Below are 22,885 nucleotides of genomic sequence, written 5' to 3'. Positions count from 1 at the left end.
CCACTTGAAAAGGCGTGCTAATTTTACTGTTGACACGCCGTAATGAGGTCAGTATTATGCGCCTCGTTCACACGATTCCTCTGTAGTTCAGTCGGTAGAACGGCGGACTGTTAATCCGTATGTCACTGGTTCGAGTCCAGTCAGAGGAGCCAAATTTTGAAGAGCCCGCTTTTTAGCGGGCTTTTTGCTTTATATCTGATAATCAATCGCCACGTCATCAGGCTCCATCACCTGCCGCTTGATATCCTCCACGGACAATCCCGCATTACACAGTTCGATAAATCGCCAGACGTAGTTGCGCTGGAGTTGCCCGCGCTTCAGTCCCAGCCAGACGGTGTTGGCGTCAAACAGATGCCGGGTATCCAGACGTGTCAACGCCCCTTCTTCCTGTTCACCGCTGGACTGTTCCGCCACCAGACCAATCCCCAGTCCTAACGCGACATAGGTTTTAATCACATCGGAATCCTGCGCGCTGAGGACAATATCAGGCAGCAGACCTTTACGGGCAAAGGCTTCATCAATGCGGGAACGCCCGGTGATCCCTTGCCGATAGGTGATCAGCGGCCAGTGGGCGATCGACTCCAGCGTCAGCGGCGAAACCAGGCTTAACGGATGATTATTCGGCACTAACAGGCTGTGATGCCAGCGGAACCAGGGGAAAGCGACCAAAAGGGGATCGTTGCTCAACCGCTCGCTGGCGATACCAATATCCGCCCCACCATTTTGTAATAACGTCTCTATTTCCTGCGGCGTTCCCTGGATTAATTCCAGACGGACTTCCGGAAATAATTCGCGGAAGGCTTTGATCACCCCCGGCAGACTGTATCGCGCCTGCGTGTGCGTCGTGGCGATGGTTAACACACCCGAGGTGTCATTAGTGAACAAATCCGCCAGTCGGCGTACGTTACTGGCTTCATTTAAAATACGCTCGGCGATTACCAACAACGCCTTACCCGGCTCAGTCATGCCAAGCAGACGCTTGCCCCGACGGATAAATATCTCGATCCCAAGCTCATCTTCTAACTCGCGAATATGCCGGCTTACCCCGGACTGTGAGGTAAAGAGCATATTGGCGACTTCCGTCAGGTTGTAATCCTGACGGGCTGCCTCACGGATAATTTTTAGCTGCTGGAAATTCACTCGTCACTCCGGATACATCAGACATGTCGCTATTGTTAAAGTCTGATGTCCGGCATAACAAATAATAAAAACCTGCATCTTATTCCGTCATGGAATAACGCTTAACTGACCAACTGTAACTCGCGGTTATCCAAAGCCGGACTGCTGACCAGCGACATCAGAATTTCTTTTACCGCTTGCACCTGTGGTGACAAACTCCCTCTTGCCGACATATTCAGCGACAAAGACAGGCTCATCGACGGCGAAGTGATGCGTGCCATCCAGCCATTTGCCGCGCCGCACAGGGAGCGCGCAGCTGACTCCGGCAATACCGTCACGCCCATGCCGCTGGCAATCGCCGCGGTCAGCGTAGCGATCGACTCAATCTCACCGATGACTTTCGCCGTTAAACGACGCAGCGAGAAGGCTTCATCAACCCGCAAACGGACTGCGCTGTAGTCGCGAGGGAGAAAAAGATTCATCTGTGCGACGGCGGTAAGATCCACGCTCTGCCCTGGACAATCGCGGGTACCCACAAGGAAGAGGTCTTCTTTGAGCAAAGGTTGGCTGGTAATGCCTGCCTGCGGAGAACGCTCGTAGAGCACTGCCATATCCAGATGCCCACTCAACAATTTATCGTTCAGTACGGCCCCACTATTTTCATGCAGATACACCAGCACTTCGGGCAATTCTGCGCGTACCGCCTGTAGCAGCGGCATGGTGACCGACGACGCGGCAGTCCCCGGCGCAAGACCGATCGACACCTGCCCCGTTAAGGTTTGCCCAACATTACAGACAGCTAACTGCGCCTGTTCGCACTGACGAAGGATCATCCGCGCATGGGTGTAGAGAATTTTTCCCGCTTCGGTGGGCGTCACCCCCCGTTTGGTTCGAATTAACAATTGCTGATTGAGCTCACCTTCCAGAGTGGCAACCTGCTGACTCAACGCGGGCTGTGCGATATGCAATACTTCAGCGGCCTGTGTCAGGCTACCAATATCGACAATTTTCACGAAATATTTCAATCGTCTGAAGTTCATTTTGCCTCCTGTCCGGAATGCCAGAACCCATGCTGGCAGTGATGTCAGGAGAGAATTGCAAGATGCTTGCCAGTTTCGGATAAGAGAAGGAATTGGTGTTAACCACCCGTAAAATAAGCATTTATGATTGTTATCGGTAATATCGATTCCCGTCAGCGGTTTCCGATCTGCCCCATCCGGGGTAGGCTCGCACCAGAATGGGGCAAAACCTGCCGGAGACCGAAAGTTCGCCGCTTTGCTGGTTTTGTCAGCAAACAGACGCACAATCGCATTTCCCCCTTTGACAACCCCAATCGTCGTCGCTAATATGCGCCTCGTTCACACGATTCCTCTGTAGTTCAGTCGGTAGAACGGCGGACTGTTAATCCGTATGTCACTGGTTCGAGTCCAGTCAGAGGAGCCAAATTTTGAAGAGCCTGCTTTTTAGCGGGCTTTTTGCTTTTCCAGACGCCATATCCGCTTCATTTTCCTGTTCTGCCCTCAGCGGATTAAAAATCGTTTTCTCTTCCTGTCTGTCGCGGTAGTCTCATAACAGCCACTTATAGATTGGCCGCAATGTGTGTGACTCTTATTCCCATACTAATAATAAAATCAGTACAGACAGGATTACTATGGACTCCACCCTCATTTCCCCCCCCTCCGCAGAGGAAACGCCATCGCTAAATCGCGCCAGACGCGCCGCACTGGGCAGCTTTGCTGGTGCCGTCGTCGACTGGTACGATTTTCTACTTTATGGCATTACCGCCGCGCTGGTCTTTAACCGTGAGTTTTTCCCGCAGGTCAGCCCGGCAATGGGTACGCTTGCCGCGTTTGCCACCTTTGGCGTCGGTTTTCTGTTCCGTCCGCTGGGCGGCGTGATCTTCGGCCACTTCGGCGATCGCTTAGGCCGTAAGCGGATGCTGATGCTCACCGTCTGGATGATGGGTATTGCCACAGCATTGATTGGCATTCTTCCTTCATTCGCCGCGATCGGTTGGTGGGCGCCGGTACTGTTAGTACTGCTGCGCGCGATTCAGGGATTTGCCGTCGGCGGTGAATGGGGCGGTGCCGCGCTACTCTCCGTAGAAAGCGCGCCGGAAAACAAAAAAGCGTTCTACAGCAGCGGTGTTCAGGTGGGCTACGGCGTCGGCCTGCTACTTTCCACTGGTCTTGTGTCATTGATCAGTTATCTGACGACCGACGAGCAGTTCCTGAGCTGGGGCTGGCGTATTCCGTTCCTGTTCAGTATCGTCCTGGTGCTCGGCGCGCTATGGGTGAGAAACGGGATGGAAGAGTCAGCAGAATTTGAACAGCAGAAACAACAGGCACCCGATGAGAAAAAGCGCCTGCCGGTGATGGAAGCGCTCGCACGCCATCCGGGCGCCTTTTTAAAGATTATTGCGCTCCGTCTGTGCGAACTGCTGACGATGTACATCGTTACCGCATTCGCCCTGAACTACTCGACGCAAAACCTCGGCCTGCCGCGTGAGCTCTTTCTGAATATCGGCCTGTTGGTCGGTGGGCTAAGCTGCCTGACCATCCCCTGTTTTGCCTGGCTGGCAGACCGCTTTGGCCGTCGGCGCGTCTATATTACCGGTGCGTTGATTGGCACACTCAGCGCATACCCGTTCTTTATGGCGCTGGAAGCGCAATCAATATTCTGGATTGTGTTCTTCTCGATCATGCTTGCTAACATCGCGCATGACATGGTGGTCTGTGTGCAGCAACCGATGTTCACCGGCATGTTCGGTGCGGGATATCGCTACAGCGGGGCTGGCGTGGGTTATCAGGTCGCCAGCGTGGTGGGCGGCGGATTCACCCCCTTCATCGCCGCGGCGCTGGTTACCTTCTCGGGTGGTGACTGGCACAGCGTGGCTATCTACTTGCTGGCAGGTTGTCTGATTTCGGCCGCCACTGCATTGTTGATGAAAGATAAGCAACACGCCTGAGTTCTCTGCGAGGGCCATTCGGCTCTCGCCTCTTCGCTAAAACTCTGACTTTTGTTTCACATTCCGGTGACATACTATCGGGTGAGCAGTACACCTGTAGAACAAGGAGACACAGATGAAGAGTAAGGGCTCCAGCCTGACGCCTGCACAAGCGCTGGAAAAACTTGACGCACTCTACGAGCAGTCGGTTCAGGCGCTACGCAGTGCCATTGGCAAGTACATTGAAACGGGGGAGCTTCCCGATCTCACCGCCCGGAGTAAAGGTCTTTTTGTTTATCCATCGCTTTCTGTTACCTGGGATGGCAATGCCACCAATCCCCCGAAAACCCGTGCTTATGGGCGCTTTACTCATGCGGGTTGCTATACCACGACCATCACCCGTCCGGGACTGTTCCGCCCTTATCTGGAAGAACAGCTCACACTGTTGTATCAGGATTACGACGCACAGATCACCGTCGAGCCCTCACAGCATGAGATCCCCTATCCCTACGTGATTGACGGTTCTGAGCTTACGCTTGACCGCTCAATGAGCGCCGGGCTAACCCGCCATTTCCCAACCACCGAACTGGCGCAAATTGGCGATGAAACCGCAGATGGCATCTATCATCCCGTCGAGTATTCTCCCCTGTCGCACTTTGACGCACGACGGGTCGATTTCTCACTCGCCCGGCTGCGTCACTATACCGGCACGCCGGTGGAACATTTTCAGCCGTTCGTGTTGTTCACCAACTACACCCGCTATGTGGATGAGTTTGTGCGCTGGGGATGCAGTCAGATTCTGGATCCGGACAGCCCGTATATTGCGCTCTCCTGCGCCGGAGGCATCTGGATCACCGCTGAAACGGAAGCGCCCGAAGAAGCCATTTCCGATCTGGCCTGGAAGAAACACCAGATGCCAGCCTGGCATCTGATCACAGCCGACGGTCAGGGGATCACGCTGGTGAATATTGGCGTAGGCCCGTCTAACGCCAAAACAATTTGCGACCATCTGGCGGTCCTGCGCCCGGATGTCTGGTTGATGATTGGTCACTGCGGCGGCCTGCGTGAAAGCCAGACGATTGGCGATTACGTGCTTGCCCATGCCTATCTGCGTGACGATCAGGTGCTGGATGCGGTGCTGCCGCCGGATATCCCGATTCCAAGCATTGCAGAAGTGCAACGCGCCCTGTATGACGCTACGAAGATGGTCAGCGGCATGCCCGGTGAAGAGGTCAAACAGCGCCTGCGTACCGGAACGGTGGTGACCACCTCCGATCGCAACTGGGAATTGCGCTACTCCGCCTCAGCGCTACGTTTTAACCTGAGTCGCGCCGTGGCGATTGATATGGAAAGCGCCACCATTGCCGCACAGGGTTACCGTTTCCGAGTCCCCTATGGCACCTTGTTGTGCGTTTCTGACAAACCGCTGCACGGCGAGATCAAACTGCCCGGCCAGGCAAACCGTTTCTACGAGGGGGCCATTTCCGAACACCTGCAGATTGGTATTCGCGCCATTGACCTGCTGCGTGCTGAAGGCGACCGTCTGCACTCCCGCAAACTGCGCACCTTCAACGAGCCGCCATTCCGTTAAGAAGGACTAAAGGCAGAAAAGCAAAAAGCCCGCTAATAAGCGGGCTTCTTAAATCTGGCTCCTCTGACTGGACTCGAACCAGTGACATACGGATTAACAGTCCGCCGTTCTACCGACTGAACTACAGAGGAATCGTTGTGGAGGCTTATCTTAGCGGCGAAAAATCTTTTGTCAAACCACATTTCCGACATTCACGGTTAATTGGCGCTTCTCTCAACAATTTGTTGCAATTGCGGAGATTTAATCGGGAAAAAACTTTGCAGCTTTTCCGTTTCTCCCTCATCATTTGAAATGAGGTTTCAACTTTCTTCTCTAAGGTCCATTTTGAACGTCTCCGCTGCCCTACGCCAGGTCGTCACCCGCACGCCCTGGTATGCCAAACGCAAGAGTTATAAGGTACTTTTCTGGCGCGAAATTACCCCACTTGCTGTGCCTATTTTTCTGGAGAATACCTGTGTTTTGCTGATGGGCGTACTCAGTACGTTTCTGGTCAGTTGGTTGGGGAAAGAAGCGATGGCGGGCGTCGGTCTGGCTGACAGCTTCAACATGGTGATTATGGCCTTTTTTGCTGCTATCGATCTGGGGACGACGGTCGTGGTGGCCTTTAGCCTTGGTAAACGTGACCGCCGACGCGCCCGTGCTGCGGCCCGGCAATCTCTGGTGATTATGACGCTGTTTGCCGTGATTCTGGCGGCGGTGATTCATTACTTTGGCGCGCAGATTATCAATGTGGTGGCAGGCGAAGCGACAGCGGAAGTGAAAGCGCTGGCGCTGACTTATCTGGAATTAACGGTCCTTAGTTATCCTGCCGCGGCGATTGCTCTGATTGGCAGCGGCGCGTTGCGCGGCGCGGGCAATACGAAAATTCCGCTGCTGATAAATGGTGGGATGAATATCCTCAATATCATTATCAGTAGCATCCTGATTTACGGGGTTTTCTCCTGGCAAGGGCTCGGTTTTGTCGGTGCCGGACTGGGGCTGACCATTTCGCGCTATATCGGCGCGGTTGCCATTATCTGGGTGCTGATGATTGGCTTTAACCCGGCGCTGCGCATTCCGCTGAAAAGTTACTTTAAACCGCTGAACTTCGCCATTATCTGGGAAGTGATGGGGATCGGTATTCCGGCCAGCATTGAATCGGTACTGTTCAACGGCGGCAAGTTATTAACGCAGATGTTTGTCGCCGGGATGGGCACCAGCGTCATTGCGGGTAATTTCATCGCATTCTCCATCGCCGCGCTGATTAACCTGCCGGGGAACGCGCTGGGGTCGGCATCCACCATCATTACCGGTAGACGTCTGGGAAACGGACAGATTGCCCAGGCGGAGATTCAATTGCGCCATGTGTTCTGGCTTTCCACGATTGGCCTGACCGCTATCGCCTGGCTGAGCGCGCCGTTTGCCGGGCTGATGGCATCGTTTTACACCCGCGATCAGGAGGTAAAAGACGTTGTTGTCATCCTGATTTGGCTCAACGCGGCGTTTATGCCGATCTGGGCTGCTTCCTGGGTTTTACCTTCAGGCTTTAAAGGCGCACGTGACGCACGTTTCGCCATGTGGGTATCGATGCTGGGAATGTGGGGCTGTCGTGTCGTCGCTGGCTATACGCTGGGGATTGTTCTTGGCTGGGGAGTTGTCGGGGTCTGGATGGGGATGTTCTTCGACTGGGCGGTACGTGCAGTGCTGTTTTACTGGCGTATGGTTAGCGGACGTTGGCTGTGGAAATACCCGCGTCCGGAACATGAAAAGCTGACAAAATCACCCGTTGCGTCTGAATAAACGGCGAAATGAGGAATATTTCGACAAACAATCGCGATGGCGCATTCAGGCTTTGACAACGGCAGTGGGCATCGCTAATATGCGCCCCGTTCACAACGATTCCTCTGTAGTTCAGTCGGTAGAACGGCGGACTGTTAATCCGTATGTCACTGGTTCGAGTCCAGTCAGAGGAGCCAGATTTAAAAAGCCCGCTTTTTAGCGGGCTTTTTGCTTTTCAGATAACCATTCCGGCGCCATTAAATGCTGGTTTGTCCGTGGCTGATGTTGACGGGCATCCCCGAACGGCGTTCGAGCGCTTCGCTGACGCGGTTCATATCGACCCCTTCACCGCTCATAAAGCTACGCATCACAGGCGTGATCGGCAGCGGGACTTTTCTGTCAGATTCATATTCTGCGCGGTTGCGGGACAGTGGTTCATGCACTTCTATCCAGCGACTGCCGTCCGGCTCCGTCGCGGTTTTCACCGGCTGATCGATAATCTGTACGCGGGTACCGACTGGCACGCTCTGGAACAGATATTCGATATCGTCGTTGCGTAAGCGGATACAGCCCTGGCTTACGCGCAGCCCAATGCCGAAATTCGCGTTGGTGCCATGAATAGCGTACAGCTTGCCAATATAGATGGCGTACAGACCCATCGGGTTATCCGGCCCGGCAGGAACGAAGGCGGGCAGGCTTTCTCCCCTGCTTGCGTATTCACGACGGGTATTCGCCGTCGGCGTCCAGCTCGGCGCTTCCTGCTTACGCTCGACTTTCGTCACCCAGTTACGCGGCGTTTCTCGCCCTGCCTGGCCAATACCAATAGGGAAAATCTCAACCGTATTGCTGCCGTTTGGATAGTAGTAAAGACGCATCTCCGCCACGTTCACGACAATGCCCTGACGAACGGTAGCAGGCAGAATGATTTGCTGCGGCACAACCAGCGTGGAACCCGACTTCGGCAGGTACACATCCACATCCGGATTCGCTTCCAGCATATTACTCAGCCCCTGCCCGTACTGAGCGGCAAATGCTTCAAGTGGTTGCGTATTCTTATCGGGAACGGTAATCGTCAGCGGATTTCCAACCAGACGACTTCCTTCAGGTGGCAGTGGATAGCTGACAGCCAGCGCGCTCTGGCTTGCAAGCAGCATAAATAATGAACAAAACAATTTTACACGAGGTAACATTTCCCTTTCCTCAGTCGCGGCAGATGTAGGGAAATTATAGCTTTTTTAGCGGTCGTAAACCTACACCCACTGCCGTCTTCTGAAACTGGCCGGCGAACAGCATGACACGCAGGCCAGATCCGAAGCGCATCAGGCGGTTTCTTTACCATCCGGCAGCACGATATTGCTGGCGGCCAGTTGCCCCATATTGCTGTACATTGCGCAGGCAGCCTCTACAACTGGCATCGCCAGTGCAGCACCGCTCCCCTCCCCCAGACGCATCCCCATGTTGAGATAAGGCTCGAGCTCCAGGTGCTCCAGCGCAATCCGTGCGCCTTTTTCGGCTGAGAAATGCGAAGGGATGAGATACGGTTTGATCTCCGGCGCAATCTGACAGGCGGCCAGCGCTGCCGAGTAGGACAGGAAGCCATCCAGCAACACCGGTAAACCGCAGGACGCTGCGCCCAGGATAACGCCCGCCATGCCCACCAGGTCAAAACCTCCGACTTTTGCCAGCACGTCCACCCCATCATGCGGATTGGGCTGGTTGACGGCAATCGCCCGGCGAACCACCTCCACTTTATTGCCTACGCGAGAAAGCGGCAGGTTAGCGCCAATTCCTACAACCGCTTCAGCCTCGCTGCCTGTCAAGACGCTGACAATCGCCGCGGCAGGCGTGGTATTCGCCATCCCCAACTCGCCAACGCCAAACAGCGTCACACCGCGCTGCGCCTGTTCGCGCGTGTAGCGAATGACTTCCAGCAGCAGTTCTTCCGCCTGTGTACGACTCATTGCCGGGCCGGTGGCGATGTTTCCACACCCTCGCGCGACGCGCATATTCACCACGCCGGGGATAAGTTCAGCATCAATCCCCACGTCGATCACATGAACCTTTGCACCGGCATGAGCGGCAAGCACACAAACGCCCGTCGTACCGCGCGTCATATTTGCCGCCTGAATCGCGGTCACCACCTTAGGCGAAACGGCAACCCCTTCATCCCAGACACCGTGATCGGCGCACATCACCAGTATCGCTTTCTCACCGACACGCGGTACACCGTTCAGACCTGGCATACCGGCCAGCTGTACCGCCAGCGCCTCCAGTCGGCCCAGGCTACCGGGCGGCTTAAGCAGGCCATCAATATGCTGTTGAGCGCGTGTCATCGCGCCGCGGTCTGGCGGCGGAATTTCGCGGAGTAAAGAGGTTAACGTTTGCATATGCGTTCTCATTGTGTTGGCTGACTCACAGCAGAGCCAGCAGGAATATCAACTCGCCAAGTTCTATTGCCGCACCCAGCGTATCGCCGGTTTGCCCACCCAACGTCCGTTTTAACCGTTGTCCCAGCAGGAAGACAGACACCATCGTTACGACCAGCGCCGCCACCCCCTGCATTCCAGGTAGCAAGACCGCCGCCAGAATCGCGGCCAGGCCAAGGGTAAAGCAGGTTTGCGTCCCGGTGACATGGCCGATAAAGACGTTACCTAACCCCTCTTCACGGGCGTAGCGGTGGCGATACATCAACAGCACGGCTGTTCCACGTCCAACGGCACAGGCAGCCGCCAGCGCGGCCAGCATAGGGGTACCACGTAGCGCCAGTTCGCTGATCACCAGCACTTTCGCCAGCAGAACAAAAATGAGCGCCAGACCGCCGTGCGTTCCCAAGCGGCTGTCACGCATAATCTCCAGCATACGTTCCCGACTGCGGGCAGAAAAAACGCCATCACAGGTGTCGGCCAGACCATCGAGGTGAAAGCCCCCGGTCATCAGCGCCAGCGCTAACACGGTGAAAAGCGCCGCCAGCGGTGCACCGCACCAGGCCTGGAAGAGCATAAACACCAGCCCACTCAACGCGCCGAGCAGCAGGCCAATGAGTGGGAAAGTCACAATACCGCGTGAATACTGGTCGAATTCCAGTCCCTGCGACCAGCGACCCGGAACGGGCAAACGCGTAATAAAAGAGAGCATTGCCCAGAACAACTTACTCATTTAATTTTGACTCCAATACCCGATACCACCAGCCACACCTCATCGGCCGCCACCGCCAGACGCTGATTCACGCGCCCGGCGATATCCCGAAAGTGCCGCGCCAGACGGTTTTCCGGCACGATCCCCATCCCGACTTCGTTGGTCACCAGCACCACCCTGGCCGGGCATCGCTGACAGGCCGCGATCAGCGCCTGGATCTCCGCCTCAACCGCCGTTTCCAGCGCGGCGTAATCCCAGCTATCCGGGTCACCGTCGCCGCCAAAGGCAAACAACAGGTTAGTGACCATGGTGGTGATGCACTCCAGCAGAATGGCTTCATCCGGCGCGTTATCCGCGGTGATCAGCGCATCAAGATGCTGCCAGCGCTCGGCGGTACGCCAGTGCGCTGGACGTCCATCACGATGATGCTGAATACGCGCTGCCATCTCGTCATCAAAAATCTGCGATGTCGCGATGTACAGCACCTGCGGGAAATCAGCGATCAGGGCTTCGGCATGACGACTCTTACCGCTGCGCGCGCCGCCAGTGACCAGAATCATCATACGGGCTCCCGGTGTTGCTGCATGATGGTATAAATTTTCTCAATATCGATGTGTTGCCGCATCGCATCCGCCAGCAGATCAAACTGCTGCGATTTATATTGCGCGTATTGGAAGGTGGGATCCAGGGGAGCCAGCCCTTTACGCACGCGCAGGCCATTGACCAGCGCTCGCGTAAAATCATCACTGTCGAACAGGCCGTGCAGATAGGTCCCCAACGCCCGTCCGTCGGCGGTGACGGCGCCATCCGCGACGTTTTCACCGTGCTTCTGCAGTTGCATCACCGACTGACAATCACCGTTCAGCGTCGTTTCGCCCATGTGAATTTCATAGCCGCGCACCGGCAACCCGGACGCCGCAGACAGCCAGTCCGGCAGTGTCGACGACATCGTCGCCGTGACCTGGGTTGTGGTTTTCCGCTGGGCAAAATGCGTTACCGTATCGAGCAACCCCAGCCCCGGTAGCGTTCCCAGTCCCGACTCGACTTCATCAATAATGGTCTCGCCGAGCATCTGATAGCCACCGCAGATCCCAACAATGGGGATGTTTTGTTGGTGCGCCTGCAACACCGCGTGGGCCATGCCGCTTTCACGCAGCCACACCAGATCGCCGAGCGTATTTTTACTGCCTGGCAGGATCACCAGGTCAACGTCCGCCAGTTCTTGCGGATGGCGCACATAACGCACGCGCACATCGGGTTGTGCGGCCAGCGCGTTAAAATCGGTGAAATTGGAGATATGCGGGATCTGCACCACGGCAATGTTGATGTCGCGTTTTTCCGTGCGCAGGTATTTTCCTTTTTGTAACGCCACGCCATCTTCATCTTCAAGATCGACATCCAGCCACGGCATCACGCCCAGCACGGGAACGCCAGTCAGGCTTTCAATCTGTTCAATACCGGGATTAAGCAACGCCACATCACCACGAAACTTATTGATGATCACCCCTTTCACCCGCGCACGCTCGTGTTCATGCAGCAGCGCCAGCGTACCGTAGATGGAGGCGAACACCCCGCCGCGATCGATATCGGCGACCAGGATCACCGGGCACTGCGCCATCTCAGCCATCCCCATATTGACGATGTCGCGGTCACGCAGGTTGATCTCCGCCGGACTGCCCGCCCCTTCCAGCACCAGTACATCAAACTCCTGCGCCAGACTGGTGTAAACGGAAAGGATCTGCTCACGCAGGCGCGGCTTGTATTCGTGATAGCTGACCGCATCCATATCGGTCGCCACCTGTCCCATCAGCACCACCTGCGCCTTGCGATCGCTGGTCGGTTTCAACAGCACCGGATTCATGCGGACATCCGGCACAATGCCCGCCGCTTCGGCCTGGAAAATCTGCGCGCGCCCCATCTCTTTCCCCTCCGGCGTGATGCCGGAGTTGAGCGCCATATTCTGCGACTTAAACGGTGCGGTCCGCCGACCATCCTGATAAAAAATGCGGCACAGTCCCGCCACCAGAACGCTCTTGCCGACGTCAGACGCCGTTCCCTGCAACATAATGGCCTGCGTCATGACGCCTCCTTGATTGCGCGTTGTCGCATACAACTGAAAAATTCATCTTCGGTTTTGCACAGCGGCATGCCTAGCTCTGCATGCAGTTTTACCAGCCAGGGTTGCGTTAACCCGGCCTCTTCAATCAGTTCCGTATGGGCAAAAACCTCACCCGGCTCACCGTGCGCCAGCACTTCGCCATGACGTAACACGTAGACGGCATCGCTGACTTCATAAATCAGATCAATGTCATGGCTGGAGATCACCACGTGGTTTCCCTGCGCCACAATCCGTTTGATGATGTCGATCATCTGGCTGCGCCCTGAAGGATCAAGCCCCGCCGTGGGTTCATCCAGTAACAGGTATTTCGCCCGTAACACCAGCGCACCGGCGATGGCCACCCGCTTCTTCTGCCCGTGGCTTAAGCACTGAATCGGCTGCTCGCGAAAATGTTGGGCATCCACCAGCGTTAACGCCTCGTCGACTCGTCGGGCAATTTCGCCCTCCTCCACGCCAAGATTGCGCAGGCTGAAGGCGATATCGCTGTCGATATCGGTGTAGAAAATTTGCTGATCGGGATCCTGAAACACTGTCGCGACCTGCTGACGCAGCGCCAGCAGGCCGCGCTTACTGTAGTCCAGTGGTTTTCCCTGCCACAGTACCGCGCCCTGTTGTGGTCGCAGTAATCCGCTCAGATTCATAAATAGGGTGGATTTCCCACAGCCGTTGGCGCCCACCAGTCCGGTGACGGCATGCTGCGAAAAATCCAGCGTCAGCCCTTTAAGTACCTGCGCATCCTGATAACGAAACCAGAGGTCGGTGGTGGCAAGCATGCTTTTCCTTACAGGTGAAAATCACCCTGATACAATTTGATATCTAACATCGCTGCCATTTGCTGATAGCGAATCAGCACCCGGGTAAACAAAACGCCCACCAGCATCGCCAGCGAGCGATAGCCAATCGGCAGACTACGATAGCCAAAACGCAGCGTTTGCGCGCGATGAATGGCCATCGCTTCATCTAACAGAATAAAAATAAAGCGCCAGGTCAGCAGGATCTGCTCCGTCAGCAGTCGCGGCACCCGCGCCCGCTTGAGCAGTAAAATCAACTGCGGAAACGGCAGGTTAAGCACCAGCCAGAACGTAGCGGCCAGCGCCGCCAGACTACGCCAGAACGTCTCATTCGCGGTATGCAGCCCGGACGCCGTTACGCCCAGCCAGTAACTGCCAATCGGAAAACTGACCAGCAGCGTTTGTGGGTCGCGGCTGACGCTGAACAAGATCGTCACCACGCCGACCAGCAGGAAGCCAAACGGCAGCGCCATCCAGCGACACCAGCGGCGCAGGGAGATGCGTAGCAGCCAGCAGGTCAGCCCGGCAATCAGCGCCAGCTCGATACCTTGCCCCCAGGCAGGCAGGGTAAACGCCAGGGTCATCAGCAGCAGCCAGAACAGGAACTTACGCTCTGGTGCGACATGAAACCAGCGGCTCTGATAGCTCAGTCGATCAAGCCCGGTCATCACGGCGTTGTCTGCCTTTGGTGTAGCCCAGAATATAGAAAATCACCGCGGTGCCGAGCGAGCCCTGCAACGTAAACAACAGGCTTTCAATTTCCCCGCTCGCCGGTTCGTACAGTGGCTGGAACCACGGTTCATAATGCGGAGCCACCACCTGAATCTGGCTTTCCGCTTCACCGTCCGAACCACCGTATTCTCCGCCGTGATTGATAAAGAACGGCAATACGACCAAAGCAATCACCATGGCTAACAATATCAGCGTCTTTTTCATGTTAATGTCCTTGCGCGGTAATCAGTTGCCGTTTTGTCAGCTGGTCGTAGATCATCACGGTCAGCAAGCCTTCGGCGATAGCAATCGGGATCTGCGTCAGGCAGAAAATCCCCATAAACTTGACGACAGACCCTGTCGCACCCGCTTCGGGGTCCGGGAAGGCCACACCCAACTGCACCGACGTGACAAAGTAGGTCACCAGATCCGCCAGCATGGCGCAGAGGAAGACGCCGACATCACGACGGATCCCGGCACGGCAGGCCATCTTCCACACCATATAGCCGACAACCGGACCAATCACCGCCATCGACATGCCGTTCGCGCCCAGGGTGGTTAAGCCACCGTGCGCCAGCAACAGCGCCTGGAACAGCAGTACAATAGCGCCGAGAACCGCCACCACGCCCGGGCCAAACAGGATCACCGCCAGCCCGACGCCTGTCGGATGTGAGCAGCTACCGGTAACCGACGGGATCTTCAGTGCCGACAGCACAAAAATAAACGCCCCGCACAGCGCCAGCAGCACTTTCTGATGGCTGTCATCCATCACGATGTGTCGCAGGCGCACCAGTCCATACCACAGGCACGGTAAAAACAGCAGCCACCAGGCCAGCGCCCACATCGGCGGTAAAAACCCTTCCATGATGTGCATGGCGAACGCCTGCTCCGGCACAATCATCAGCAATAGCGCCGCAGCCAGACCACTGAATGACAGCTGTTTCAGCTGTTGTTCGAGTTTCATTCTGCATACTCCCACTGTTTGTTGACCAGGATGGTCGAGAAATAAGGCAACGGCTGATCGTCGCTGACCTCGTTGAGATGCCGCCAGCACTGCTCTCCAGGGAGCGTGGCTTCGGACATCATCAGTGCACAATCCAGTAATCCGGCCTGATCCAGTAGCGCTTTAATCCGCGCGAAGCGACCATAGACCTTCATCAGCACCAGACTGTCGTGTTGGCGTAGCGCCTGAGCGATTTCCGCTTCCGGCGCAGTACAAGAGATCACCGCCAGTGACTGTTGTTCCATCGCCAGCGGCGTTTTGGATCGTGCGGCAATGGCGGCAAACGACGTCACGCCAGGGACAATCTCCAGCCAGTCAGGACACCCGATGCGCTGTAGTAAAAAGACCCAGGTGCTGAACAGCATGGCGTCACCCAGGGTGATAAATCCCACCTGTTTGCCTGCCTTCACTTCCTTAACCAGCGCAGCAGCCACTTCGTCCCAGACCGCCTCTTTTTCCGCACTGTCCGCGCTCATGGGGAAATGACAGCAGCGCAGTTCCGTGTTTTCGCCGATGTACTCCCGCACGATGGAAAGCGCGAGGCTGTCGCCGCCCTTACGTCCCGCCGGGGCATAGAGAATATCCAGTGAACCCAGGATGCGGGAGGCGCGAACGGTAATCAGATCGGCCGCTCCCGGGCCGGTGCTCAGGGCATACAGTTTGCCGCTCATGCCGCTTCCTCCATCGCCACGCTCAGCGCCTGCTGCAGATGCGCGACGAACATCGCCCGCACCGCCGGATTTTCGCCAAGACCGCTCAGCCACGGCGTTGCCGTGATCCCCGCTGCGGTGAACAACGTTTTCCACGAATCATCGTCGTCCGAAGCCATATCGTTGATGGCGTGATCCCCCGCCACCAGCATCAGCGGCATCAGATGGACGGCTTTGACCCCCTCTTTGCTCAGGCTCTCAATCAGAATATCGACTTCCGGATAGCTCTCCACCGCGCCGACGCGCGCCGGAAAGCCCTGCGCCATCATCATGTGGTCAAGGCAGGCATAGGCGGCAAACGCGTGATGGCTGGCGCCGTGGCCCATGAACACCACTTTTTCATTGTCGGCAGGCGCAGGCATCTGCTGTTGCAGGGCCAGCATTAACTGCGCGTAATCGTCATGACTGCTCAACAGCGGTACCCCCAGCGTCAGGCGAGTAAACAGCGGACGCAGTGTCTGCACTTCACGGACAATTTTTTCATATTCGTCGCCGTTAATGATGTGCAGCGACTGAATCGCCACATCCTGATATCCCTGCTCAGCAAGCTTTTGCAGCGCCTGCAGCGGGGTATCGATCTCAATACCATCACGCTGTTTAAGCTTGCGAATAATCATTCCCGAGGTAAAGGCACGGAACAAGGTGCGGTCAGGACAGCTGGCGGCCAGATCGCGCTCGCAGGCCACAATGTTCTTCTCGCAGGTATCGTGATAGCTGGTGCCAAAGCTAACCACCAGAAGCGCTTTTTTCATTTTCTGATTCCTTAAGCAGCGGCCAGCCAGCGCGCCAAACGCTGCGCAAATGCGGCCTGACTTTCCAGTAACTCATCTCCCGTCACCAGCGGCGCCGGGCGGGTAATCACGATGCAGGGAATGCCTGCATCCAGACAGGGTTGAACCTTTTCCTGATAACCGCCCTCTGCGCCAGAAGCCTTGGTTATCACGACGTCAGCCTGACACTGACGATAAAACGCGGCGTTGAACTCGGCGCTGAACGGTCCGCACAGCGCGAACGTCTCGCCCACGCCAAAGCCCAGATCGGCACATTGTTGAATCACCTCGGGTACGGGCAACACGCGGGCGAGCAGCGTTTTTTCCGGTAACCCCGCGCGCCATATCGCCAGATCCTTACTCCCGGTAGTCAGCAGTACGCGCTCGCCAAAACGCCGCGCGACGTCGCACGCCCCGGCAATGCTCTGTACGGTGAAGAGCAGCGGATGCGTCAGTTCACTGAGCTGTTCCGGGCGCTGGTAGCGACTGAGCAGTACTCCAGCCCGTTCGCAGGCGCGCAGAATGTTGCGGCTCACCACTTCGGCATACGGGTGCGAAGCGTCGATCACCCATCGCGTTCCGTTCTCCTTCAGCCAGTTCACCATTTCATCCTGCTCAAGCCGTCCACAACGCACCTGACCCTTGATGTCGCCAGCCAGTTGCTTCCCGGTCGGCGTCGCCACCGACAGGGTGTAAGCCACGTTGGCGGCATCCAGTTGCTGGCATAGCGCACGGGCATCGCTGGTGCCGCCCATGACCAGAACCTCACCAAAACTCACAACACGTAACCTCGTGGCGTGATCATCAGACCATCCTGCACATAGGTCGCTTTGTTACCGACGATCACCAGACTGGTCATGTCCACCGGTTCAAAATCCATCTCACCCAGCGTGGTCAGCCATTTCTCCTGCTTTTTGCGCCCGGCAGATTTCACCACCCCCACCGGCGTTTGCCCGCTCTTACTGGCGGAAAGCAGTTCAAATGCGCGCGCCAGATGCCCTTCACGGCCCCGGCTGCGCGGGTTATAGAAACAGATCACGAAGTCCGCTTCCCCGGCGGCGATAATGCGTTTTTCGATAACCGGCCACGGTGTCAGCAGATCGCTCAGGCTGATATGGCAAAAATCGTGCATCAGCGGCGCGCCGAGCAGCGACGCCGCCGCGATACTGGCGGTCATCCCCGGGATCAGGCGCACTTCAACGTCCAGTTTCTGTTTGCTGACCAGCTCCAGCACCAGCCCCGCCATGCCGTAAATACCGGCGTCGCCGCTGCTGATCAGCGCCACGTTGTGCCCGGCCTGCGCCAGTTCAATCGCCGCATGGCAGCGCTCGATCTCTTTGCACATGCCGGTTTTGATCACCTGCTTGTCACCGGTAAACGCTTTGACGAGGTGGGTGTAGGTTTTGTATCCCACAATAATTTCTGCCGCCTGCAGTGCTTCAACGGCTTCCATGGTCATCATGGCCTGTGAGCCGGGGCCGATTCCGATTACGGTTAACATCAGTGTGAAACTCCCAAAGTGATAGTGACGCCCTGCTCACGCAAGGTTTCGCCGGTCAATTGCCCATGACTCAGCAGCCACGCTGCCGGACCCGAGACGCTTCCGACGCCGACCGTCTGGCGAACAAACGGCGAAGCCGGAAAGTGATGTTCATGCTCACGCAGCGCGTCAGCGGTAAAGGTTTCAAACGGCACGCGCCAGCAGGAGGCAAGCTGGATCAGCCCCTCTTCATCTTTCTTGAGCGACACGCTACCGATGGCTTTCAGCGCCAGCGGATCAAAGCGCTGCGCTTCAAGCTGACGCGCCAGCAGCGCTGCCAGTAGTGGGAACGGCGTATCGCGACGACAGCCAATGCCAGCGACCACCCGCTGCGGCACCAGTTTCCAGTGTTGAACCGGAATATCCGGCAATTCGTTACGTAACGTGACGCACACCAGCGCATCCAGTTCAGGCAGTTGCTGGAGATCGGTAACGGTAATGAACCCACGGCGATCGCAGTGGCGGACGTCTTCATCCAGTTCTTCATCCCACCACAGCCCCACGCGCTGGTTGCTCACCAGCATCTGATTCACCACTTTTACCGCTGCGCGAAAGTCGGTCATACGGGCGTTGAGCTGAAATGCGAGGGTGTCCAGCGCCGCCATCTCATTGACGTCGGTGGCAGTGGTAATCACCGGATCGGCGCCCAGCATGCCGGCAAGATAACGGGTCAGCGCGTTCGCGCCGCCCGCATGGCCGGAAAGCAGGCTGATCACGTGCTGGCCGCGCTCGTCGATCACCACCACCGCCGGATCGCTGAACTTGTCATTCACCAGCGGGGCCAGCACGCGCACCGCGATGCCGGTCGCCCCGATAAAAATCAGCGCGGAATAGTTCGAAAACGCGTCGCGCGCGGCGTGGGCGAACCCGCCGTCGAACGGTAAGAAACCGTCCTCCAGCAGTTTTTCACTGGTAAAACAGGTCAGCGGTAACATCGCTGCCAGCCGTTTCGCCAGCGTTACACCGCCGGGCGTCAGGCAAAACAGCGCGATTGATTCAGGCTTTACGGTATTCATGGCTAAAGTCCGCGGCATAGAGTCTGGAGTAGTGATACTCATCTCCGAGGAAATTCCCGACCAGGATGAGCGCCGTTTTGCGGATCCCGGCGTCGCGCACTTTATCGGCGATGTCCGCCAGCGTGCCACGCACGGTTTGACTTTCCGGCCAGGTCGCTTTGTAGATCACGGCCACCGGCGTGGTCGCCGGGTAACCGCCCTCAATCAACCGTTCCGCAACCCGGTTGATGCGCTGGACGGAGAGATAAATCGCCATTGAGGTCTGGTGGCTGGCGAAAGATTCCAGTTGTTCACGTTCCGGCACCGGCGTGCGGCCTTCGAGTCGCGTGATAATCAGGCTTTGCGAGACTTCCGGCACGGTGTACTCAACGCCCAGCTCCGCCGCCGCGCCGAGGAAAGCGCTGACGCCCGGCACCACCTGCCAGGGGATGCCGCGTTTGCTCAGCTCTTCACCCTGTTCGCGCACCGAGCCATACAGCGATACGTCGCCGGTTTGCAGGCGCACCACCGTTTTCCCGGCCTTCACACCCTCTTCCATCAGCGTGAGGATTTGCTCCAGGTGTAGTTCCGCACTGTCGTGGCACTCCGCGCCCTCCGGGCAATACTCCAGCAGTTCGGTGTTGATCAGCGATCCGGCGTAAATCACCACCTGCGCCTGTTGCAACAGCCGGTAACCCTTGAGGGTAATCAGCTCCCGGTCACCCGGGCCTGCGCCGACAAACCACACACAACGGGGATCAAATGTCTCAGACATGGAGTTCTTCCTTCTGACAGGCGATGACAAAAACGGGATTGTTCGGTTTGAAATAGTGACCCGCACCCAGCGTGGTCAGCGACGAAATCTGCATTTGTAGGCAGTCCACATCCTGTACACCGCGCTGTTGCAGATGAGCCAGCGCAGTGTTGAGGTTTTCCTGCAGGATGAAGGTCATCACCAGACGCCCGCCAACGTGCAACTGGCGCATCGACCAGTCGATCAGCTCCGTGAGATGCCCCCCACTGCCGCCCATAAAGACGGCATCGGCTTTTTCGGTCATCATCATCGGCGCTTCGCCAGGCAGAATATCGATATTCGCGCAGGCGAAATGCTGACGGTTTTCATCGAGTAAACGCAGCGCCGCCGGATTGCGCTCGATAGCCGTGATGTGCAGCGACGGAAACTGTAGCGCGGCTTCGATGGACACACTGCCGGTTCCGGCCCCGATATCAATCAGGTGACTGGCCCGGTGCAGTTCAAGTTTTGCGAGAGCGAGCGCACGTACCGCTTCTTTGGTCATCGGCACCTTCTCACCGCGCAGGAAAAGCTCATCTTTCATCAAGGATCACCACTGCATTCATCTCATATTCGGCATGGACCTCGCTGACGCGCAGCCAGTGGATCCGTTCGTTTTCCATCGCCAGGTTTTCGCCAATCACCATCCAGCGATCGCCCTTTCCTCGTGCAACCAGTTGCGCGGCAATTTCACGCGGCCCGCACTGACCGTCGGTGACCATTGCCACCTTGTTATGCTGCGCCAGCGTATCGAAACAGACGCTGCGCCCGTGGCTACTGGTGAGCCACATGTCATTCATGTCGATTCCCGACTGCGCGCACAGATACTGCACCGCGCTGATGCCAGGAATGATGCGTACCCGCGCAACGCCAAAATGCGCCACCATCCGCGTACCAATGCCGTAAAACAGCGGATCGCCGGAGGCCAGAACCACCACCCGCTGATCCTGATGCGCCGCAATCCACGCCAGCAGTTCGGGAATGTTGGCGCCCAGCGCAAACTGCTCGCCGCGAAAGTCCGGGAACTGCTGCAAATGGCGCTTACCGCCGACCAGCACATCGGCCTCTTCAACCGCCGCGCGCGCCGCCGGCGTCATCAGGTGCAGACCGGCTGGCCCCATCCCCACGACCGTCAGCATTGCATCTCCCGGGCGATAGCCTCGACGGAGCGGTTGCTACCCAATACCTGGTTATCAAACGAGAACATGATCGCGTCGCAGGTCGGTGGCGTTTTGGTAAAGCGCAGCATCTGCATCACGCGCTGACAGATGCGTTCGGCAAGGTGGTTGTAGATGTGCTGAAAGCCGTACGCGTCGATATGCTCCATTGCCGCTTCAGTGGTGTCGCAATCGCTCACCAGCGTCAGCAACTCCAGCGGCGCGCCGAGCAGCGCCAGATGCGCCACCAGCGTTTCCATCCGTGCATCGGCTATGTGGCTGTGGGTGTGGAAGATCCCGGCGGCAATTTTGATCAGCTTTCCAGGATGACCGACGAGCACGATCTGGCGAAATCCCAGCCGCACCGCCTCTTCAATCATGTAGCCGACAAAGTTGCTCATGGTGACCACTACGTTGGTGTCAATGCCCATCTGTTCGCGGACGAAACGCTCACCGTGGTTACCCGGCACCAGAACCACCCGCTCCAGTCCGGCGGCACGTTTGATTTCCAGCTCCAGCGATAACGACCGCTTCCAGCTCTCTTCGGACATGGGGGTCACGATACCGGTGGTGCCAATAATGGAAATGCCACCCAGAATACCGAGACGCGAGTTGTAGGTTTTTTGCGCCCGTTCTTCGCCTTCCGGGGCAAAAATTTCGATTTCCGCCCCGCGTACCGGGCCTATCGCCTCACGCACGGCGGATTCAATGGTATGACGCGGAGTGCGATTAATGGCCGCGCTGCCGACAGGCAGACCAATCCCCTTGCGGGTGACCGTGCCGACACCTTCGCCGCCGAGCAGAACAATTTCACCGCTGTCATTCAGCGTGACGCGGGCGAAAATCAACATTCCGTGGGTGGCGTCGACATCATCGCCGCCGTCTTTGCGGATCGCGGCAATGGCCTGCTGTCCTTCAATGTGTGGAGATTCTACGTTCAGACACAGGGTGACGCCGGACGGTGTGACAATCGATACCTGATGGATCAAATGCTGACGCAGAACCATCAGCGCGGCGACTTTTGCCGCCGCCGTGGCGCACGAACCGGTGGTGTAACCTTTGCGCAGCGCTTTGCCGTTATGCCAGACGGGCGCGTCGAAAGTCTGATCGCTCATCGCGCCCCCTGCATGTGATACAGCATGGCGTTCACGATCGCCGCCGCCACGTTACTGCCGCCTTTGCGTCCGAGGGCGGCAATGGCGGGCAACTGGCTGTGCGTCAGCGCCTCTTTGGATTCCGCCGCGCCGACAAATCCCACCGGCACCCCCACCACGCCGCTTACCGCCACGTCCTTTTCCAACAGCCGAAACAGCGCAGTGGGGGCGTTGCCAAAGACAAACACTTTTTCACACGCTTCCGTCACGGCAATATCGACAGCCGCCATTGAGCGAGTGATGCCCTGCGCTTTCGCTTGCGCTACCACGCGCGGATCGCTGATATAGCAGCGACACTCGCCCCCCATCTTCGCCAGCAGGGTTTTGTTGATTCCCGAAAGCGCCATGGTGGTGTCGGTATAGATAACCGTCGGGCGACTCAGCGCTGCGCAAAGCTGTTCTAGCGCATCATTCGAAAACCAGAGAATATCCAGCCAGTCGAAGTCAGCGGTGGTGTGAATCACCCGTTTGATGATGGCTTCATGTAGCGGGCTGGCAAACTGGTACTCCGGGCGCGTTTCATGGATGATCTCGCCAATGATGTCAAAACTTTTGGCTTCAATCGCCTGGGGTTGCTGGATGTATTGCATTG

25 protein-coding genes and 4 tRNA genes are annotated in these 22,885 nt (G+C 57.1%); 7 read left to right on the top strand and 22 right to left on the bottom strand.

From position 1 onward, the window contains the following. The first annotated feature begins 76 nt into the window (after positions 1-76). Positions 77-152: transfer RNA gene (locus tag WM46_RS03690), tRNA-Asn, on the top strand. Positions 153-189: 37 nt separating this feature from the next. Here WM46_RS03690 and cbl read toward each other — a convergent pair. Both cbl and nac read right to left on the bottom strand, forming a co-directional pair. Next, positions 190-1,140, bottom strand: a complete 951-nt coding sequence (cbl, locus tag WM46_RS03685) for an HTH-type transcriptional regulator Cbl (protein ID WP_061077895.1) — start codon at positions 1,138-1,140, stop codon at positions 190-192. 101 nt (positions 1,141-1,241) lie between these two features. Further along, complete coding sequence (gene nac, locus WM46_RS03680) at positions 1,242-2,159, bottom strand: nitrogen assimilation transcriptional regulator NAC (protein WP_102601470.1); 918 nt, start codon at positions 2,157-2,159, stop codon at positions 1,242-1,244. Between the two features lie 327 nt (positions 2,160-2,486). Between nac and WM46_RS03675 the strand changes: the two genes are divergently transcribed. The 3 genes from WM46_RS03675 to WM46_RS03665 all read left to right on the top strand — a co-directional run bounded on the left by WM46_RS03675 (position 2,487) and on the right by WM46_RS03665 (position 5,657). Continuing rightward, a tRNA-Asn gene (locus WM46_RS03675) sits at positions 2,487-2,562 on the top strand. 208 nt (positions 2,563-2,770) lie between these two features. Further along, complete coding sequence (gene shiA, locus WM46_RS03670) at positions 2,771-4,087, top strand: shikimate transporter (RefSeq protein WP_102601469.1); 1,317 nt, start codon at positions 2,771-2,773, stop codon at positions 4,085-4,087. 115 nt (positions 4,088-4,202) lie between these two features. Beyond that, positions 4,203-5,657 (top strand): AMP nucleosidase, encoded by a 1,455-nt coding sequence (locus WM46_RS03665; RefSeq protein ID WP_102601468.1) that lies wholly within the window; start codon positions 4,203-4,205, stop codon positions 5,655-5,657. 55 nt (positions 5,658-5,712) lie between these two features. Here the strand turns inward: WM46_RS03665 and WM46_RS03660 are convergent. After that, a tRNA-Asn gene (locus tag WM46_RS03660) sits at positions 5,713-5,788 on the bottom strand. Between the two features lie 6 nt (positions 5,789-5,794). Between WM46_RS03660 and WM46_RS26795 the strand changes: the two genes are divergently transcribed. From WM46_RS26795 to WM46_RS03650, 3 genes are all read left to right on the top strand, one after another. Next, positions 5,795-5,947 (top strand): DUF5951 family protein, encoded by a 153-nt coding sequence (locus WM46_RS26795; protein ID WP_222859958.1) that lies wholly within the window; start codon positions 5,795-5,797, stop codon positions 5,945-5,947. Between the two features lies 1 nt (position 5,948). After that, complete coding sequence (locus WM46_RS03655) at positions 5,949-7,436, top strand: EmmdR/YeeO family multidrug/toxin efflux MATE transporter (RefSeq protein ID WP_187394439.1); 1,488 nt, start codon at positions 5,949-5,951, stop codon at positions 7,434-7,436. A gap of 100 nt (positions 7,437-7,536) precedes the next feature. Next, a tRNA-Asn gene (locus WM46_RS03650) sits at positions 7,537-7,612 on the top strand. Between the two features lie 60 nt (positions 7,613-7,672). On the opposite strand, the gene ldtA is transcribed toward WM46_RS03650, so the two are convergent. From ldtA to WM46_RS03555, 19 genes are all read right to left on the bottom strand, one after another. Continuing rightward, complete coding sequence (gene ldtA, locus WM46_RS03645) at positions 7,673-8,605, bottom strand: L,D-transpeptidase (RefSeq protein ID WP_102601466.1); 933 nt, start codon at positions 8,603-8,605, stop codon at positions 7,673-7,675. 129 nt (positions 8,606-8,734) lie between these two features. After that, complete coding sequence (gene cobT, locus WM46_RS03640) at positions 8,735-9,802, bottom strand: nicotinate-nucleotide--dimethylbenzimidazole phosphoribosyltransferase (protein WP_061074580.1); 1,068 nt, start codon at positions 9,800-9,802, stop codon at positions 8,735-8,737. 25 nt (positions 9,803-9,827) lie between these two features. Next, positions 9,828-10,571, bottom strand: coding sequence for an adenosylcobinamide-GDP ribazoletransferase (cobS, locus tag WM46_RS03635; protein ID WP_061074581.1), 744 nt, complete (start codon positions 10,569-10,571; stop codon positions 9,828-9,830). Next, the gene (cobU, locus tag WM46_RS03630) at positions 10,568-11,113 is read right to left on the bottom strand and encodes a bifunctional adenosylcobinamide kinase/adenosylcobinamide-phosphate guanylyltransferase (RefSeq protein ID WP_102601465.1); all 546 of its coding nucleotides are present in this window, start codon (positions 11,111-11,113) and stop codon (positions 10,568-10,570) included. The genes cobS and cobU overlap by 4 nt, the downstream gene beginning before the upstream one ends. Beyond that, the gene (locus WM46_RS03625) at positions 11,110-12,630 is read right to left on the bottom strand and encodes a cobyric acid synthase (protein ID WP_061074583.1); all 1,521 of its coding nucleotides are present in this window, start codon (positions 12,628-12,630) and stop codon (positions 11,110-11,112) included. Before WM46_RS03625 ends, cobU begins: the two co-directional genes overlap by 4 nt. Then, positions 12,627-13,442, bottom strand: a complete 816-nt coding sequence (locus WM46_RS03620) for an energy-coupling factor ABC transporter ATP-binding protein (protein ID WP_102601464.1) — start codon at positions 13,440-13,442, stop codon at positions 12,627-12,629. Before WM46_RS03620 ends, WM46_RS03625 begins: the two co-directional genes overlap by 4 nt. A gap of 8 nt (positions 13,443-13,450) precedes the next feature. Then, on the bottom strand, positions 13,451-14,128 hold the full coding sequence (locus WM46_RS03615; RefSeq protein ID WP_102601463.1) for an energy-coupling factor ABC transporter transmembrane protein: 678 nt from the start codon (positions 14,126-14,128) through the stop codon (positions 13,451-13,453). After that, on the bottom strand, positions 14,115-14,396 hold the full coding sequence (locus WM46_RS03610; RefSeq protein ID WP_102601462.1) for an energy-coupling factor ABC transporter substrate-binding protein: 282 nt from the start codon (positions 14,394-14,396) through the stop codon (positions 14,115-14,117). Before WM46_RS03610 ends, WM46_RS03615 begins: the two co-directional genes overlap by 14 nt. 1 nt (position 14,397) lies before the next feature. Continuing rightward, positions 14,398-15,135, bottom strand: coding sequence for a cobalt ECF transporter S component CbiM (cbiM, locus tag WM46_RS03605; RefSeq protein ID WP_042318216.1), 738 nt, complete (start codon positions 15,133-15,135; stop codon positions 14,398-14,400). Further along, positions 15,132-15,845 carry a cobalt-factor II C(20)-methyltransferase gene (locus WM46_RS03600; protein WP_061074586.1) on the bottom strand — a complete coding sequence of 238 codons (714 nt, stop codon included), beginning with the start codon at positions 15,843-15,845 and terminating at the stop codon, positions 15,132-15,134. The genes cbiM and WM46_RS03600 overlap by 4 nt, the downstream gene beginning before the upstream one ends. Then, positions 15,842-16,636, bottom strand: coding sequence for a sirohydrochlorin cobaltochelatase (cbiK, locus tag WM46_RS03595; RefSeq protein ID WP_061074587.1), 795 nt, complete (start codon positions 16,634-16,636; stop codon positions 15,842-15,844). Before cbiK ends, WM46_RS03600 begins: the two co-directional genes overlap by 4 nt. 11 nt (positions 16,637-16,647) lie before the next feature. Beyond that, positions 16,648-17,433: a cobalt-precorrin-6A reductase gene (locus WM46_RS03590; RefSeq protein ID WP_061074588.1), complete on the bottom strand. Its 786-nt coding sequence runs from the start codon at positions 17,431-17,433 to the stop codon at positions 16,648-16,650. Beyond that, positions 17,430-18,155, bottom strand: coding sequence for a precorrin-3B C(17)-methyltransferase (locus tag WM46_RS03585; RefSeq protein WP_042318211.1), 726 nt, complete (start codon positions 18,153-18,155; stop codon positions 17,430-17,432). Before WM46_RS03585 ends, WM46_RS03590 begins: the two co-directional genes overlap by 4 nt. After that, entirely contained in the window at positions 18,155-19,210 is a 1,056-nt protein-coding gene (cbiG, locus tag WM46_RS03580; RefSeq protein WP_061074589.1) for a cobalt-precorrin 5A hydrolase, read from the bottom strand. Before cbiG ends, WM46_RS03585 begins: the two co-directional genes overlap by 1 nt. Further along, positions 19,191-19,964: a cobalt-precorrin-4 methyltransferase gene (locus WM46_RS03575; RefSeq protein WP_061074590.1), complete on the bottom strand. Its 774-nt coding sequence runs from the start codon at positions 19,962-19,964 to the stop codon at positions 19,191-19,193. The genes cbiG and WM46_RS03575 overlap by 20 nt, the downstream gene beginning before the upstream one ends. Continuing rightward, positions 19,957-20,526: a decarboxylating cobalt-precorrin-6B (C(15))-methyltransferase gene (locus WM46_RS03570; protein WP_102601461.1), complete on the bottom strand. Its 570-nt coding sequence runs from the start codon at positions 20,524-20,526 to the stop codon at positions 19,957-19,959. Before WM46_RS03570 ends, WM46_RS03575 begins: the two co-directional genes overlap by 8 nt. Then, positions 20,516-21,121 (bottom strand): cobalt-precorrin-7 (C(5))-methyltransferase, encoded by a 606-nt coding sequence (locus tag WM46_RS03565; protein ID WP_102601460.1) that lies wholly within the window; start codon positions 21,119-21,121, stop codon positions 20,516-20,518. Before WM46_RS03565 ends, WM46_RS03570 begins: the two co-directional genes overlap by 11 nt. Next, the gene (gene cbiD, locus WM46_RS03560; protein WP_102601459.1) at positions 21,115-22,254 is read right to left on the bottom strand and encodes a cobalt-precorrin-5B (C(1))-methyltransferase CbiD; all 1,140 of its coding nucleotides are present in this window, start codon (positions 22,252-22,254) and stop codon (positions 21,115-21,117) included. Before cbiD ends, WM46_RS03565 begins: the two co-directional genes overlap by 7 nt. Then, positions 22,251-22,883 carry a cobalt-precorrin-8 methylmutase gene (locus WM46_RS03555; RefSeq protein ID WP_102601458.1) on the bottom strand — a complete coding sequence of 211 codons (633 nt, stop codon included), beginning with the start codon at positions 22,881-22,883 and terminating at the stop codon, positions 22,251-22,253. The genes cbiD and WM46_RS03555 overlap by 4 nt, the downstream gene beginning before the upstream one ends. Positions 22,884-22,885: the final 2 nt, after the last annotated feature.

The organism is Citrobacter freundii complex sp. CFNIH2 (genome assembly GCF_002880615.1).
GTDB classification, from domain to species: domain Bacteria; phylum Pseudomonadota; class Gammaproteobacteria; order Enterobacterales; family Enterobacteriaceae; genus Citrobacter_A; species Citrobacter_A amalonaticus_F.
The sequence above is the reverse complement of the archived record's forward strand: the minus strand, read 5'-3'. Positions and strand labels throughout refer to the sequence as shown.